The 15,113-nt window shown below is 64.5% G+C and carries 9 protein-coding genes; 7 read left to right on the top strand and 2 right to left on the bottom strand.

The window, feature by feature from the left end:
- Positions 1-32: 32 nt before the first annotated feature.
- Positions 33-1,286 (top strand): PP2C family protein-serine/threonine phosphatase, encoded by a 1,254-nt coding sequence (locus ACFSDX_RS06725; protein ID WP_382312487.1) that lies wholly within the window; start codon positions 33-35, stop codon positions 1,284-1,286.
- 63 nt (positions 1,287-1,349) lie between these two features.
- Here the strand turns inward: ACFSDX_RS06725 and ACFSDX_RS06720 are convergent, their stop codons facing one another.
- Positions 1,350-2,822, bottom strand: coding sequence for an O-antigen ligase family protein (locus ACFSDX_RS06720; protein ID WP_382312486.1), 1,473 nt, complete (start codon positions 2,820-2,822; stop codon positions 1,350-1,352).
- Positions 2,823-2,926: 104 nt separating this feature from the next.
- Positions 2,927-4,024, bottom strand: a complete 1,098-nt coding sequence (locus ACFSDX_RS06715) for a GumC domain-containing protein (RefSeq protein ID WP_382312485.1) — start codon at positions 4,022-4,024, stop codon at positions 2,927-2,929.
- Positions 4,025-4,210: 186 nt separating this feature from the next.
- On the opposite strand from ACFSDX_RS06715, the gene ACFSDX_RS06710 reads away from it, so the two are divergent.
- The 6 genes from ACFSDX_RS06710 (at position 4,211) to ACFSDX_RS06685 (ending at position 15,074) form a co-directional block, all read left to right on the top strand.
- Complete coding sequence (locus ACFSDX_RS06710) at positions 4,211-5,587, top strand: oligosaccharide flippase family protein (protein WP_382312484.1); 1,377 nt, start codon at positions 4,211-4,213, stop codon at positions 5,585-5,587.
- 203 nt (positions 5,588-5,790) lie between these two features.
- Positions 5,791-6,402 carry a hypothetical protein gene (locus tag ACFSDX_RS06705; RefSeq protein WP_382312483.1) on the top strand — a complete coding sequence of 204 codons (612 nt, stop codon included), beginning with the start codon at positions 5,791-5,793 and terminating at the stop codon, positions 6,400-6,402.
- Positions 6,403-6,519: 117 nt separating this feature from the next.
- On the top strand, positions 6,520-6,855 hold the full coding sequence (locus ACFSDX_RS06700; protein WP_382312482.1) for an HNH endonuclease: 336 nt from the start codon (positions 6,520-6,522) through the stop codon (positions 6,853-6,855).
- Positions 6,856-7,069: 214 nt separating this feature from the next.
- The gene (locus ACFSDX_RS06695) at positions 7,070-8,119 is read left to right on the top strand and encodes a right-handed parallel beta-helix repeat-containing protein (RefSeq protein WP_382312481.1); all 1,050 of its coding nucleotides are present in this window, start codon (positions 7,070-7,072) and stop codon (positions 8,117-8,119) included.
- Positions 8,120-8,160: 41 nt separating this feature from the next.
- Positions 8,161-13,773, top strand: coding sequence for a T9SS type A sorting domain-containing protein (locus ACFSDX_RS06690; protein WP_382312480.1), 5,613 nt, complete (start codon positions 8,161-8,163; stop codon positions 13,771-13,773).
- A gap of 239 nt (positions 13,774-14,012) precedes the next feature.
- Entirely contained in the window at positions 14,013-15,074 is a 1,062-nt protein-coding gene (locus ACFSDX_RS06685) for a DUF6687 family protein (RefSeq protein WP_382312479.1), read from the top strand.
- Positions 15,075-15,113 lie beyond the last annotated feature (39 nt).

The following is a 15,113-nucleotide window of genomic DNA, read 5'->3' as shown; positions in this document are numbered from 1 at the left end:
GTCGTCGGTCCTTCTCGTTATATTCCTCCCTTATGCCGCAAACTGCCGCCCTAGTTAGCCTCGAAAAGCAGCTCTTCTTTAAGGAGCGCGAGCTGCGGGCCCTGCTGGAGATTACCCAGGCCATTACCCACGATGCCAACGAGGCCGACCTCTACAAGATTTACCAGTTCACCCTGCTGGGGCAGCTCGGCGTGCGCCAGCTGGCTCTGTACGTGCTGGAAGACAAGCAGTTTCGCCTAAAATCTAGCTTCGGGCCCAAGCTGCAGGCGGGGCCGCAGTTCGCACTCACGGCCCTGCCCTCGCATTGCCAAGCGCGGCCCTGCCCAGTGTCGGCGCTGGGCCTCAGCCCCGAGTGGCAGGGGTTTGAGCTGCTGGTGCCCGTGCGGCAGCAGGAAACCGTGCAGGCCTTTGTATTCATTGGCACCACGCACGCCGACTACATGACGCGCGAGGCCCTAGGGTTTCTGGAAACGCTCAGCAACATCTTGCTCGGCGCGGTGGCCAACCGCCGCCTGGCCCGCCAGCGCGAAGCCTCCATGATGGCCGAAGCCGCCGTGCGCCGCGAGATTGAGATTGCCCAGCAGGTGCAGCAGCTCCTTTTTCCGCAGCATTTGCCCAACAATGAGCATTTTGTGGTGCAGGCTACTTACCTGCCGCACACCGAGATAGGCGGCGACTACTACGACGTGGTGGAGCTGGACGCCAACCGCCTGCTCGTGTGCGTGGCCGACGTGAGCGGCAAGGGCGTACCGGCCTCGCTGCTGATGTCCAACTTCCAGGCGGGCCTGCGCACGCTGCTGCGCCAGGGCACCAACCTGGCCATCATCGTGCACGAGCTCAACCACTTGCTCTTTCGCAACTCGGGCGGCGAGAAGTTTATCACGGCCTTCCTGGGGCTCTACGACCGCAGCACGCAGGTGCTCCAGTACGTAAACGCCGGCCACAACGACCCGCTGCTACTGCTCGACGACGGCGGCCCCGTGCAGCGCCTGCACGAGGGCACCGTGATGCTCGGTATCATGCCCGACCTGCCCATGCTGAAGGTGGGCCTGGCGCGGGTGCCCCCGCACTCGCTGCTGTTCACCTACACCGACGGCCTCACCGAAGTATTTGACGAGCAGCAGAATGAGTATGGCGAAGAGGGCGTGCTGAGCGTGCTGAACCGCTACCGCTACCTGCCCCTCACCCGCCTGCACCAGGAGTTGCTGAGCGACATTCGCCACTTCAACACCAGCGGCGAGAAGTTTGCCGACGACATCACCATGCTGAGCTTGCGGGTTAAGTAATGAGCGAATGATTGAGTTGGTGAAGGAGTGAATGAAGTCGATGGAAGTCGCTCCTTCATCAACTCACTCCTTCACCAACTCGTCCTCCTCCAGCCAGGAGCCGGCCCGGATGAGCACGGCCAGGCCGACTAGGAACACCGAGCCGACTTTGTCTACCTCAATCAATTCGTTGAGGAACAGGTGGAAGATGATGATAACCAGCGACAGCGCCACGGCCAGCACAATGCGCTGCACGTCGGGGCGGGCGGTGCTGCGGTGGTAGAGGCGCTCCACGGTGAGCAGCGCCGCCGACAGCAGTAGGCAGAACAGCACGAAGCCCGGCACGCCCTGCTCGGCCAGTATCAGCAGGAAGTAATTGTGGGTGGTTGAATGCTCGGGGTTGTCGCTCACGTAGGTGCGGAAGCCCGTGATGGTGTGGCGCTTATACTCGGGGTAGAACGTGGACGGCCCACTGCCGGTGAGGGGCTTGTCGGCTATCATTTGGGCGGCGGCCACCCAGCGGTACACGCGCTCCATGCCCGACACGTCCTGAAACTTGTAGGTCGAGGCCAGGTGCGCTCCAAAGTCGTCGCCGTGCCAGATAGTCTTCTCGTAATCAGGCGCAAAGCGCATGAAATTGTCTTCCTGCACGAAGAACACGGCCGTGCCCAATATACCCACCGCAAAGCCCACCAGCAGCAGCCACGTGAGGCGCCACCGTAGCACAAAGTAGTAGATGCCCGCCACCGGGATGGCCAGCCACGAGGCCCGCGTGTAGGACGTGAGCAAGCCAAAAAACAGGATGCCCGCCGCCCAGTACCACGCCTGCCGCTGCCAGCGCTTAGCAGCCTGGCTGGCCAGCCCTAGGGCCAGCGGCAGCAACTGCGACAGCATGGCCGCGTAAATGACGTGGTTGCGGAAAAACGGCAGCACCGCCCCATTCACCGCGCCGAAGCTGAAGCCGTGCGGCGCGTGGCGCGGAATAACCCAGAACAGCATTTGGACGGTGGCGGCGCCCACGTAGCACGTGGCCACGCGCCAAAAATCGGCGGGCCGCCGCACTAGTAACAGCGTGCCCAGCATGAATGGCACGAAATACCATATTTTGGCCGCCACGTACTTGACGGACTTGAGTTTATCAACCGAAAAAGTAATGTCGAACGCCGCCCAAATAATGAGCAGCAGCGGCAGCAGCAGCAGCGGGTGCCGCCACTCGCGGGGCCGCAACTGGCGCAGCTGGCCCGGCCCCAGCAGCAGCACCAGCGGCACGCACGCCGTGAGCGCCAGCATAAACGGCTCGGATGCTACATCCATCTGAAAGCCACCTAGGAGCGGAATCTCAAACGTGAAAGGCAGCGTTAGAAACAGGCCGTAGTAGAGCCACCGCCACTCGGCCAGCACTATTACCACCGCTATTACGGCCAGGGCCGGTAGCAGCAGCGCTGGCTGGTTGAGCAGCCCCGCCAGGGCGCCGCCCAGCAGCAGCAGCGCCAGAAACCCCAGAAATACCCACTGCAAGACATCGGTCGGGCGAAAGCGGAGCAGTAGTTGGCGCATGGGGGCTGGGTGAGGGGGTAAGAGGGTAAGGGGGTAGGAGGGTAAGGGGGTAGGAGGGTGAATAATGACTCTTTACCCTCCTCCTCCCCTCACCCTCCTGCCCTTTATAACCCAGCGGTAGCCGGGCGCCGCCAAAACAGCTCCAGCAGCAGAATAAGCACCACCGATACAGCGAGCGTCAGCAGCACTGAGCCCACGACGATAAGCGCGCGCAGAGGCTTGCTGGCTTTCGTAGCGGGCTGCGCTTTTTGCACCAGGTACAGCGACGATACCCGGCTGCGCAGCGAGGTTTCGGCCTGCTCGTAGGCGCCGCGCGCCGCAATGAAGCGGGTTTGCAGGTCGGTTAGGCGCTCGCTGGCTAGCGTCACGGAGTCGTTGCCAGCGGTCCAGCCCTCCAGGTTGATGACGTTGCCCCCGTCGGCGCTCGTGAGGCCGCGCAGGGCCCGGCGCAGAGCCGTGGCGTTGCCGGGCCCCCCGTTTTCGGCGATGCGCAGCTCTTTCTCCGTATCGATGATGGCCTTGGCCAGGTAACGGCCCTGCTCCTTGATGCCGAACACGCCATAGCGGCGGCGCGCCCGAATGAGCGCCTGCCGGCTTTGCTCGTAGGTGCGGCCCAGGCTGGTCGAGCTTTGGCGGTACAGCTCCAGCACGTTGCGGCGGTTCACTAGCGTCAGCTGTTGGTTGATGGAGTCGATAGTCGTCACCATCGCATTGGCAATGCGGGCGGCCAGCTGCTTGTCCTTATCCTGCACCGTCAGCTCAATGGCGTCGCGCTCATTGTGAATGATGCTCAGGTTACTAGCAAATTCGCGCAGCGTTTTGGTCTCGGCCACGTCGTCGCCGGGCTGGCCCGTGTTGTAGTGGTGGTAGAGGTCAAACTTGCGAATCATGAGCTGCGCCACCGGCAGCGACTGCCCGATGGAGAGCACGCGGTCGAGGTCGGCGGGGTTGGTGCTGAGCTCCAGCTTGGGCGTGTTTTTGGTGGGGCCCTCCGCTACGTCGGCCAGGCGGTCGGGGTCGGCGCTTTGCAGCGAAGTAGGGAGGAAGATGGCGACCGAGCTGTAGATGTCGGGCATTATCAGGGCCACGGCCGTGCTTATGAGCAATGCCAGCCCGGCAGCCAGGCCCAGCAAATATTTCCAGCGGTTAAAAATAGCCCGCAAGCCCGCGAGCGAAAAAAGAGATTGGGGGGCGTGCATCATAGCAGCAAACAAGAGCAACCACTTGCCTAGCTCCCATAAAATGCGGCAGCCTGGGCAGTGGCGGGCAAAGATAACCCGCCGCCCGCCGCTCTACCTTTGGGCTTTCGAATAAGAAACATTTAACTTTTTCTAGCTATTAAACGGTTTTTAGGCAGCATCGGCCTGGCCATCGGCCTCAATCTGCTCGTGAAACCGGGCTGGATACTCGTCGAAAACCTGGTGCAAAACCGCCTGGGCCACGCCACCTTCGGGCTGGTGGCGGCCTTCTCGGCCCTGGCCGTGATAGTGGCCACCCTCACCGACCTAGGGCTGACCCAGTTCACGGTGCAGCGCCTGGCCGCCGAGCCAAAGTTTGCCGACGAGCACTTTCCCACGCTGCTGCCGCTGCGCGCTTGGCTCACGGGGGCGGCGCTGCTGGCGCTGCTGGCCCTAGGGGCCGCGCTAGGCTACCGCGGCCCGCAGCTGGGGCTGCTGGCGGCCGTGGGCGGCAGCCTGCTGCTGACGCAGTACGGGCTGTTTTTGCGCGGGCCGGTGCAGGCCCGCCAGCACTTCAACACCGATGCCCTGCTGTCGGTGTTTGAGAAGCTGCTGGCCCTGGGGCTGGTGGTGGGCCTGCTGCTGGGCAATGGCCTGGGGCTGAATACCTACGTGGGGGCGCGACTGGCGGCGGCGGTCTTCACGGCGGTGCTGTTTCTGGGGCTGCTGCGGCGGCTATTTGGGCAGCTGCCGCACCGCTGGCCCCGGCGCGGGCCGGCCGGGCAGCTGCTGCGCGGCAGCCTGCCGTTTGCCTTCATCGCGCTGCTCTACGGCATCAACGAGCGGGTCGATATGGTGCTACTCGAGCGGCTCTCGTCGGCCCAGGAGGCGGGCTACTACGCGGCCGCCTACCGCTGGCTCGACGCCGTGATGATGTATGCCTGGACGGTGCTGCCGCTCTTTTTTGCCCGCTTTGCCCACGCCGTGGCCCGCCCGCGCGAGCTGCGCCAGCTCTTGTGGCTGGGGCAGCGGGTGGTGGGCGTGCCGCTGCTGTTTGCGGTGGCGTTCGTGCTGTTTCGAGGCGAGGTGCTGTTTTGGCAGTTCAGCCACAGCCAGGCGCCCGAGTTGGCGCGCATGGTGCTGTGCAGCAAGATTTTATTTCTGAACGTGCTGGTGCACGCCTTCTTTGCCATCTACAGCACGCTGCTCACCAGCACGCGCCACCAAACGGTGGTGAGCTGGCTCATCGGCTTCAGCATTGCCCTCAACCTAAGCCTGAACCTGGTGTTTTTGCCGCGCTACGGGGCCGTGGCCGCCGCGGCCAACACGCTCATTAGCGTGGTGTTCGTGTCGGTGGCCTACGTGTGGCTGGTGGCCCGGCGCACGCCGGTGGCCGTGCCGTGGCGCATTTTGGCGCAGCTGGCGCTGGCCTTTGGGCTGCTGTGCGGGGGCTGGTACGCGCTGCGCCGGGGCCTAGGGCTCAGCTGGTGGCTCGAAGCCGGCCTCATGGCCCTGGCCTTCGTGCCCATCCTGTTTGGTACCGGGCTGGTGAGCTGGCGCGAGCTGCGGCGCCTGCTGCCGCGCTAGCGCCGGCGGGTACCTAGGGTCTATTTTTGCGGCCCCTTTCTAAGAGGGAATCAAAAATTATAAATTAAGAATTTACTCTTTTTAGAGACTTACGATTTTTGATTTATCATTTATAATTTTTAATTCCCTCCCAATGGTTGCGGGCCAGCCGCCCCCCTCCGCAGCCCCTGTTAATTGCTCATTGTTAATTACTAATTGAAAAAATGGCTCGTCCGCACCCTTCTCACTTTGTGCACACGCTGCTGCCGCAGCTGGTGTGGCGGCGCCCGGCGGCCGTGCGCCGCGAGCTGGCCGACCCGCTGCTGGCCCGCGAGCTGCTGCTCTACGCGTGGGACAAGGCCGCCGAAAGCCTGCCGCCCCGCGAGCGCGTGGCGCCCCGCGGGCTGCACTTGAGCTGGCACCAAGTGGCCGGCCGCAGCACGGCGCTGGTGCAGCTGCCCATTGCGCAGGCCACCGGCGAGGCCCACCTGGTAGCCATTGTGTACGAAGGAGAGGCCGACCCGCTGGCCGACCAGCGGCGGCCGTCGCCGATAGACGACCTGGAGGAGCCCGCCGACGACGATGAGGCCGACCTCGACCTGCCCGACGACCGGCCCCGCTACTTCATGCTCGAAGCCACCCTAGGGCGCACCCCCGACGAGGCCGGCACCCCCACCGTGCTGGGCGAGTGGCGCGACGACCACCATCACCACCACACCCCCGGCCCACCCGCCGGCCGGCCCGATACCACCGGCCGCTTCCTGCAAGCCCTGGCCAACCTCCTAGGGCCACTGCCCGATACCAACGTGCCCTTCATGCGCATCGTGCGGGGGTGAGTTAAGAGTTAAGAGGTAAGAGTTGGGAATTTTGGAAGCCACTTCGGCGTACAATACAGCGTAGTACTACTGCAACACGCGCCAGTGCCGTATCAACTCTTAACTCTTAACTCAACAATGCGTCGTCGCCACCAGGCTGCTCAGGCCGCCGCCGAAGCCGCCGCCCGCGCCCAGCGCGCCGCTGATACCCGTTGCGGCCTCTGCGAGCGCGAGGTGGCCCAGACCTCGCGCCACCACCTCGTGCCCCGCGAAGAGGGCGGCCGCCACGGCGAGGTCGTGGACCTGTGCCAGCCCTGCCACAGCAGCGTGCACCGCTTCCTCACCAACCGCGAGTTGGCCCGGCAGTACGCCACCGTGGAGGCCCTGCGCGCCGCCGACGAGCTGCAAGGCTACCTAGGCTGGATTCGCAAAAACCGGGTGGAAAAAATCAGCAACCGGCGGGGGAAGGACTAGCGCTGGCGCAGCGCGCAAGCAAAACGGCAGCGGCCTGACTATCTGTGATAGTCAGGCCGCTGCCGTTTTGGGGGGTAAGGTATGGCTTCAGAGTTACGGCTGGGTGAGGAATAAAAAATACCTAGTATTGGGTATTTTTTATATATAATATAACATAAATATTTGTGTCCTCTAAGCAACGGTACTGTGTGGTACCCCTATTCTCCCAACCCCCATGAAAAACACCTTTACTTCTCTCCTCGCCGCTTTATTGCTGCTGTGCGCCTGCGCCGCCCAAGCTCAAAACATTCGCCGCGTAAACAACTCCGGCCTTGTAGCCGGAGTCAACGTGTACGGCACCTTGCAGGCGGCCCACGACGCGGCCAGCAGCGGCGACATCATTTACCTGGAGCCGACCAATATTTCCTACGGCAACCTCGTCTGCGTGCGCCCGCTCACCATCATTGGCAACGGGTATTTCTTGCAGCAAAACCCGGGGCTGCAAGTAGATACGCGCGAGGCAATAACGGGCAGCATCACCTTTGCGAATGGCAGCGCGGGGTCGCGTATCACGGGCTGCACCATCACCAGCACCTTAGCTATCGGGGCCAGTAACGTCACCGTGGAGCGGAATTACCTCTCCTCTGCCACCGCCTACATTGGTTATAACCCATCGATAGGGGCAGTGGCAGTGAGCGGCATCATCTTTCGGCAGAACTATGTAGAGAACGGGTATCCTGTTTACTTCTATAATAGCTCGACGGCCACGGTAAGTAATGTGAATGTCACCAACAATATCCTAGGTGGCGGAATAACTACGGCATCAGGAGTTTATACCACGCTCAGCAATATTCTGATTTCTAATAACGTAATTGGTAATCTGGCTGGTACCAGCGGTGCTGGCTTCCAGGTTGATAACGCCGTTATCAAAAATAACATTTTGACCTACACCGGCACGAATGCCGTGTTCACGCCGCGCAACAACGCCTACTCCTACAACATCAGCGGGAACACGGCTTTCGGCACGGCCAATGGCAACCAGCAGAATATCACGCCGGCCAGCCTTTTTGTGGGTGGCACGGCCTCTACCGATGGGGCCTTTCAACTGCGGGCGGGCAGCCTGGCCATTGATAAGGGTGAGAGTGGCATCGACGTGGGTGCGTTTGGCGGGGTGCTGCCCTACCGTATCGCGGGCATTCCCAACGTGCCCACGATATACCAGTACTCGCAGTCGGTGTCGGGCAACAGCCTGAACGCTACCATCAGCACGCGGTCTAATAACTAGCAGAAGAAGCCCCTCACGGGTGTTCTCTCAGCGTTACTGCTATGGATTTGCTGCGCTTGATGCGCCACTGCCGGCTAGGCCGGGTGGTGCTGCTGCTCTTGGCTGCCGGGGCTGCCCTGCCCCTGCGGGCCCAAACTCCCCTCGTTCTCGAGCGGGTGGAGTATTTTATTGACGCTGACCCCGGCACGGGCCAGGGCACGGCCATCGCCCTGCCCGCCACGCCCAGCAACGTGCTCAGCAACGTGGCTTTCTCGGTGGGGCTGGCGGCGTTGCCGGCCGGTTTTCATACCCTAGGGGTGCGCTCGCGGGCGGGCGGCAGCATCTGGAGCCAGACCTACCGCCAGCTTTTTTACAAGGAGCCGACGGCCAGCGTCAGCGCCGCGCCTAACCTGGCGGGCGCCGAGTATTTCATCGATGCCGACCCCGGCTACGGGGCGGGCACGGCCGTCGCCATCGGCGGGGGCGGCACCAACGCGGCGGGCGTGGCTTTCACGGTGAGCCTGGGCGATGTGGCGCCGGGCTTTCACTCGCTTAGCGTGCGCTCGCGCACGGTGAGCGGCACCTGGAGCCAGACTTACCGCCAGATTTTTTACAAAGAGCCGCCCACCACTACCGCGCCGCCCGCTAGCCTGGCGGCCGTGGAATACTTCGTGGACATCGACCCCGGCTACGGGCAGGGCAGCAGCGCGGCCATCACGGGCGGCGGCACCAATGCCGCGGGCGTGAGCTTTTCGGTGGGCCTAGGTACCTTATCGGTGGGCTTTCACACCCTCTACTACCGGGTGCGCGATGCGGCCGGCAAGTGGAGCCAAACCCAGGACCGGATTTTTTACGTGGACGACCCCACGGTGGCCGCCATCCCGAACCTAAATAAAGCGGAGTATTACTTCGATACCGACCCCGGCTACGGGCTGGCTACCAACGTGCCCATTGCCACGCCGGCGCCCAACCTGCTCAACCTTAACTTGCTGGCCGACGCCAGCGCTCTGGCGGAGGGCCAGCACCGGCTGTTTGTGCGGGTGCGCGATGCCAACGGCGGCTGGAGCCAGGTGCTGAGCCGGCCCTTTGCCAAGCGCGGCTGCAGCAGCTCGCCCAACTACACCGCCAGCCAGCCCGCCGCCAGCTACTCGGGCAACGGCATCTCGGCGGCGGCCAGCGAACAGCTCTACAACGGCGCGGCCGTGACGGCCACCTCGGCGGGCTTCTTCAACAACTACTACGCGCAGGCAGACCTAGGCGCCGCTACGCTGCGCACCATCTCGGAGGTGCAGCTGAGCTTGCAGAATACGAACGGCACGCCCGTCAGCTATACCCTGCAAGTGGAGGCCTCCACCAACCTGAGCACCTGGAGCGTTATCGACAGCTACGCGGCCACGCTGCCCGCCAACCAAAGCGCGCCCACCAGCATCGTGCGGACGCTGGCCACGCCGCAGGCCAACGTGCGCGGCCTGCGCCTGCGCCTGCTGCTGCCCACGCTGGCGCAGGGCATCCAGGTGAGTAGGGTGGGGGCGTATTTCTTCACCGATACCTGCCCGGTGCCGGTGATTACCAGCTTTACGCCGGCGGGCGGGGCGGCTGGCACGGCCGTGACCATCACGGGTACCAACCTCGACGGGGCCACGGCCGTGACCTTCAACGGCACGCCGGCCGGCCCGATTACCGATAACACGACCACCAGCCTCACGGTAGCGGCCCCGGCCGGCGGCACCGATGGCCAGATTTGTGTGACCACTTCGGGCGGCACGGCCTGCTCGGGGGCCAGCTACCTCTACCCGCCGGCCATTGCCACGGGCACGGTGCAGCCGGCCACGTTCTGCGCGGGCACTACTATCTCGGTGCCGTTTAGCACCAACACCGCCCGTTTTGGGGCGGGCAACGCCTATAATTTCCAGCTTTCGGATGCTGCTGGCGTGTTTGCGGCCAATGCGCCCTTGCTGGGCACTTCGGCTAGCGTCACCGCCAGCGGCGGCACCGTCACGGGCACCATCCCGCTGAGCACGCCGGCCGGCACCGGCTACCGGGTGCGCGTGGTAGCCTCTAACCCCGCCGTGACGGGCACGCCCAACGGCGCGAACCTCAGCATCAACACGGCCCCCGTGAGCCAGGCCACCGGGCCGGCCACGGTGGCCAACGGCGCGACCATCAACCTAGGTGTCACGCCAACCTACGCCGGCGCTACCTACAGCTGGAGCGGGCCGGGGGGCTTTGCCTCCACGCTGCAAAGCCCGAGTACAAGCACCACCACGCCCAGCGTAGCCCGCTACTTCGTGACCGTGACGCTGGGCAGCTGCACGTCCAGCAGTTACGTCGATGTCACGGTGCAGCCCTCGACACTTCCTATTCTGACGCTAGCACCGATTACGGAGACTTTTTGCTCGGGCACTGCGTACGCATTATCGTTCTCCGTCACGGGCAATCCTTTCCCAGCCGGTACTACTATCACGGCTGAGCTTTCGCTCAGCTCCGGCTCTTTTGTATCCGCTACTGCCATTGGCTCGGTCACCTTTGCCGGAGTAGGAAATGGCTCGCTGCCGGTTACCGTGCCCCGTTTCCCCCAGCGCCTCGGTACCAACTACCGCGTTCGGCTAGTTGCTTCAACTCCCTACGTATCGGGTAATACGAATCCTCCGGGCGTGTTTGGCGTGTTTGTAGACATTCCACCGCTTCCTCCGGTAACGGCAAGTAGCAACTCGCCTATTACGGCCGGCAACACGCTGCAGCTACAAGGTGGTGCTGGGGGCCTGTCTACTGCAACCTTTGCCTGGACCTTTACGCCAGTGGGCGGAAATCCTGTTGCTTTCAGCAATGCGCAGAATCCAAGCATACCTAACGCCCAACCTTCGCAAGCGGGGCGCTACCGCCTGACGGTAACCGGGCCCTTCGGCTGCACTGACACAGCTTCAGTGCGCGTATTTGTGACACCGGCCGCGCCGGTTACGACCATCGCCCTAGGTGCCTTTGGCGGGTCGCTGTGCGCAAGCCAGGGCTACTCGCTGAGCTACGCGGCGGCCGGCCCGAGCTTCGGCGCGGGCAATAGCATCACGGCCCAATTGTCGGATGCCAGCGGCTCGTTCGCGGCCCCGGTTAGTATCGGCTCGGTGAGCACGACGGCGGCCACCAACGGCACCCTAGGCGTAGTCATTCCGGCCAGCACTACGGCTGGGGCGGGCTACCGCATCCGGTTGGTGAGCAGCAGTCCAGCCATTACCAGCAATGATAACGGCTCAGCCCTGACCATTACGAACCTGAGCACCGCCTCGGTGGGCAGCAACTCGCCGGTGGCGGTGGGTTCGCCCCTCACGCTCACGGCCACTGGCATCAGCGGCGCTACCTACACCTGGGCCGGCCCCAACGGCTACGCCGCCACCGGCCCCAACCAAACCATCGGCAGCGCCGCGCTAACCGATGCGGGCACCTACTCAGTAACGATAGCCCTGAACGGCTGCTCGACCACCGTGAGCGTGGCCGTGGTGATAACTACCGCCCCGGTGGTGGCCAGCATCCAGACCGGCGCCGTGGCCGGGGGCTACTGCGCGGGCACAACCCTCAATGTAGCCTTCACGGCCAGCGGCTTTGCGGCGGGTAATGTGTTTACGGCGCAGCTATCGGCGCCGGGCGGCAGCTTTGCTAATCCGGTGATTATGGGAACTTTGAGTGGCACTGGTTCGGGCACTATCGCGGCCGTTATTCCGGCCAGTACGGCGCCGGGCACCGGCTACCGCATTCGGGTGGTGGGCAGCCAGCCGGCCACCGTGGGCACCGATAACGGCGTGGATATTCTCATCGGCGCAGCCAACGCCTATACCTGGACCGGGGCCGTGAGCACCAGCTGGAGCACCCCCGCCAACTGGAGCTGCGGCGCCGTGCCCACGGCGACTGCCGACGTGGTGATTCCGGCCGGCCTTGGCACTTATCCGGTGGCCGGCGCGGGCAGCACCGCCCACCACCTCACCATCGCCAGCGGCGCTTCGCTGACCCTAGGTGGGCAGTTCGTGCTCACCGGCAACCTTGTTGCCGACGGTACCCTCGCGCCCGGCAGCAGCGCCCTTGTCTGCGCCGGCAGCGCCGCCCAGCTGCTGGGCGGCACCAGCGCGCTGCGGCTCTATGATTTGACAATCAATAACCTAGCGGGTGCCACGCTGACTAGTGCGCTGGGCGTGCGGCACGTGCTCACGCTCACGGCCGGCAACCTGGTCTCGGATGGCCGCCTCACGCTGCTCTCCGATGCCAGCGGCACGGCTATGGTGGTGAACCCCGCCGGCGGCGGCGTCGTGACGGGCCGCGCCACTATGGAGCGCTTCATTACGAGCACCGCGCCGGGCTACCGGCACTACGCATCGCCGATGCAGACGGGCACGGCCACCGTGCAGGAGTTTGCCGACGACGTACCCGGCTTCAACGTGAACCCGGCCTATAATACGCAGGGCACCAGCGCGTCGCCTTTCCCGACGCTGCTTCAGTATGACGAAAGCCGCCTGACCGCCGCCCTACCCGGTTTCGACCAGGGCTGGATGGTGCCGGCGGCTACCGCCGACCTCACGCCCGGCCGCGGCTACTCGGTGCAGACCGCGGCCAGCACGGTGGTTGACATCAGCGGCACGCTGGCCAGCGCCGACGTGAGCTACGCCCTCAGCCGCGGCCCGGCCGCGGAGGCGGGCTGGCACCTGCTCGGTAACCCGTTCCCCTCGCCGCTCGACTGGGACCAGGTGCCCGCCGCGCCGGGCCTCGACCGGGCGCTGTACGTGTACGTGCCCTCGGGACCCTACACCGGCAGCTACCGCTCCTACGTGAATGGCATTGGGCAAAACGGGGGCAGTAAAGACCTCGCCGCCATGCAGGGCTTCTTCGTGCGGGCCAGCGGCCCGGCCACGCTGAGCCTGCCCGCCGCCGCCCGCCCCGGCACCTACCTCAACCCCGGCTTCAACCGCCTGGCGGCCGCCCCCACGGCGCCCCAACCGCTGGTGCGCCTGCAAGTGCAGCGGGCCGGCGGCCTGGCCGACGAAACGGTAGTCTACTTTGACCCGGCCGCCACGCCGGACTTCGACCTCGCGCACGATGCCTGCAAGGTGCAGCTCAACGATAATGGCCGGCCGTCGCTGTGGAGCACGGCGGGCGGTACGGCTTTGTCCATCAATGCCTTGCCTAGCATCACGGCCGTAGCCAGCATTCCGCTGGGCGTGCGGGTGAGCCAGGCCGGCCCCCACACGCTCGCCGCCGCCGAGCTGCTCCACCTGCCCCCCGGCACCGAAGTCTGGCTCGAAGACCGGCAGCTGGGCACGCGCCACAACCTGACGCTCACGCCCAGCTACATCTTCGCCATGAGCCCCAGCTACACCGGCCAGCGCTTCTACCTCTGGCTGCAACCCAGCGGCGTGCTACCCACGGCCACCGGGGCACTGCAAGCCGCCACCCACCTCTATCCCAACCCCGCCACCCGCACCACCACGCTGGAAATGACCGGCTTAGGTGCCGCGGCCGAGGTGCGCCTGGAGCTGCTCAACGCCCTCGGCCAGGTGGTGCTGCGCCGCACCGCCCAGCCCCGCGCCGGCATCCTGCGCGAGCAGCTCGACCTCACGGGCCTGGCCGCCGGCGTGTACTCGGTGCGGGTGTTTGCGCCGCAGGGCACGGTAGTGAAACGGCTGACGCGGGAGTAGCTGAAGAATTAAAAATTATGAATTAAAAATTGATTGGCGCAGCCTCAACCAGGAGCCGTTCGAAAAACAGTTTTTCGGCCATGTCAACGAATGGCTTATCGCCACTCAAGTAGCTTAGCTTCAATTTTTAATTCATAATTTCTAATTTTTAATTAAAGAAAAGGCGGCTGTCCGCCCCGGCCTGCTCCCTCCAGAGCAGCCGGGGCCGGGCAGCCGCCTTTGCGTGGTTTCTTTGGGGCATGAATCGCTATTTCGTGCCCTTTGCCCAGCTGCGGCGCCAGCCCACTATTGTGGTCGATAGCACTGGCCTGGGCGCCGCCCTCACGCTGGCGCACTGGCGCGGGGCCGCCACCCCCGCGGCCCTGCGCGATGACACCAGCGCCGGCTCGTGCCTGCGCGCCCTGCACGCGCCCGCCACGCCGGGCCTGGCGGCCGAGGCCGTTACGGCCAATCACTTTGATATTGATGGCTTTATCGGCGTGTGGGCCCTGCTGAACCCCGCCCTGGCGCTGGCCCACGAGGAGCTGTTGCGCCTGGTAGCCACCCTAGGCGACTTCCGCGAAATCGACTGGCAAAACCCCCTGGCCGACCACGCCCTGCAGCTGGCGTGCTGGCTCAATGCCGAGGAGAAAGCCCGCTTCTACGAGCCCTTCGGCGCCCCCGCCCGCCGCCGGCGCGAAGACGAGGCCTCGGCCGAGAAATTCGCCTGGTTCCTGCCGCGCTTCGCCGAAGTTCTGCTCGACCCCGCGGCCAGCCGCGATGCCTGGGAGCCCGAGTACGAGCGGGTGAAATTGGCCGTGGCCGCCCTGCACGGCCCACTCACCCAGCGCACCAATTACCCCGACCTAGGGCTGGTGGTGCTGCGCACGCCCGCGCCGGTACCATACTACGCGCTGTTTGGCCCCACGACCGGTTTCGACTGGGTACTAAGCCTCTACGACGGCCAGCGCTACGAGCTGGAGTGCAAATACACCACCTGGATAGACCTAGCCAGCCGGCCCACGCTGCCGCGCCTGCCGCTGGCGCCCCTCGCCGCCCGCCTCAACGAGCTGGAAAAAAGCAACTACCGCTGGACCGCCGACCAGCTCACCGACACCGGCCCGCTGCTGCGCCTCACCGGCCGGCCCCTGTCGAAAGCCGAGCGCTACGCCGACCCCGACGGGCGCCCCATCTACGCCTCATCACTGGCAGCCGGCACCTTGGAGAGTGAGGTAGTCGCTTTCCTGCAAAAAGGCTACGCCGGTATCGAGCCCAGGCACTACTGGACCTGGGCCGAGGTGCGGGCGGTGAGTATAGGGTAATGAGCGTAATGGGTAGTTGGAGTAATAACTGTTCAGCAT

This window comes from Hymenobacter bucti (genome assembly GCF_042681145.1).
GTDB lineage: Bacteria > Bacteroidota > Bacteroidia > Cytophagales > Hymenobacteraceae > Hymenobacter > Hymenobacter bucti.
The sequence above is the reverse complement of the archived record's forward strand: the minus strand, read 5'-3'. Positions and strand labels throughout refer to the sequence as shown.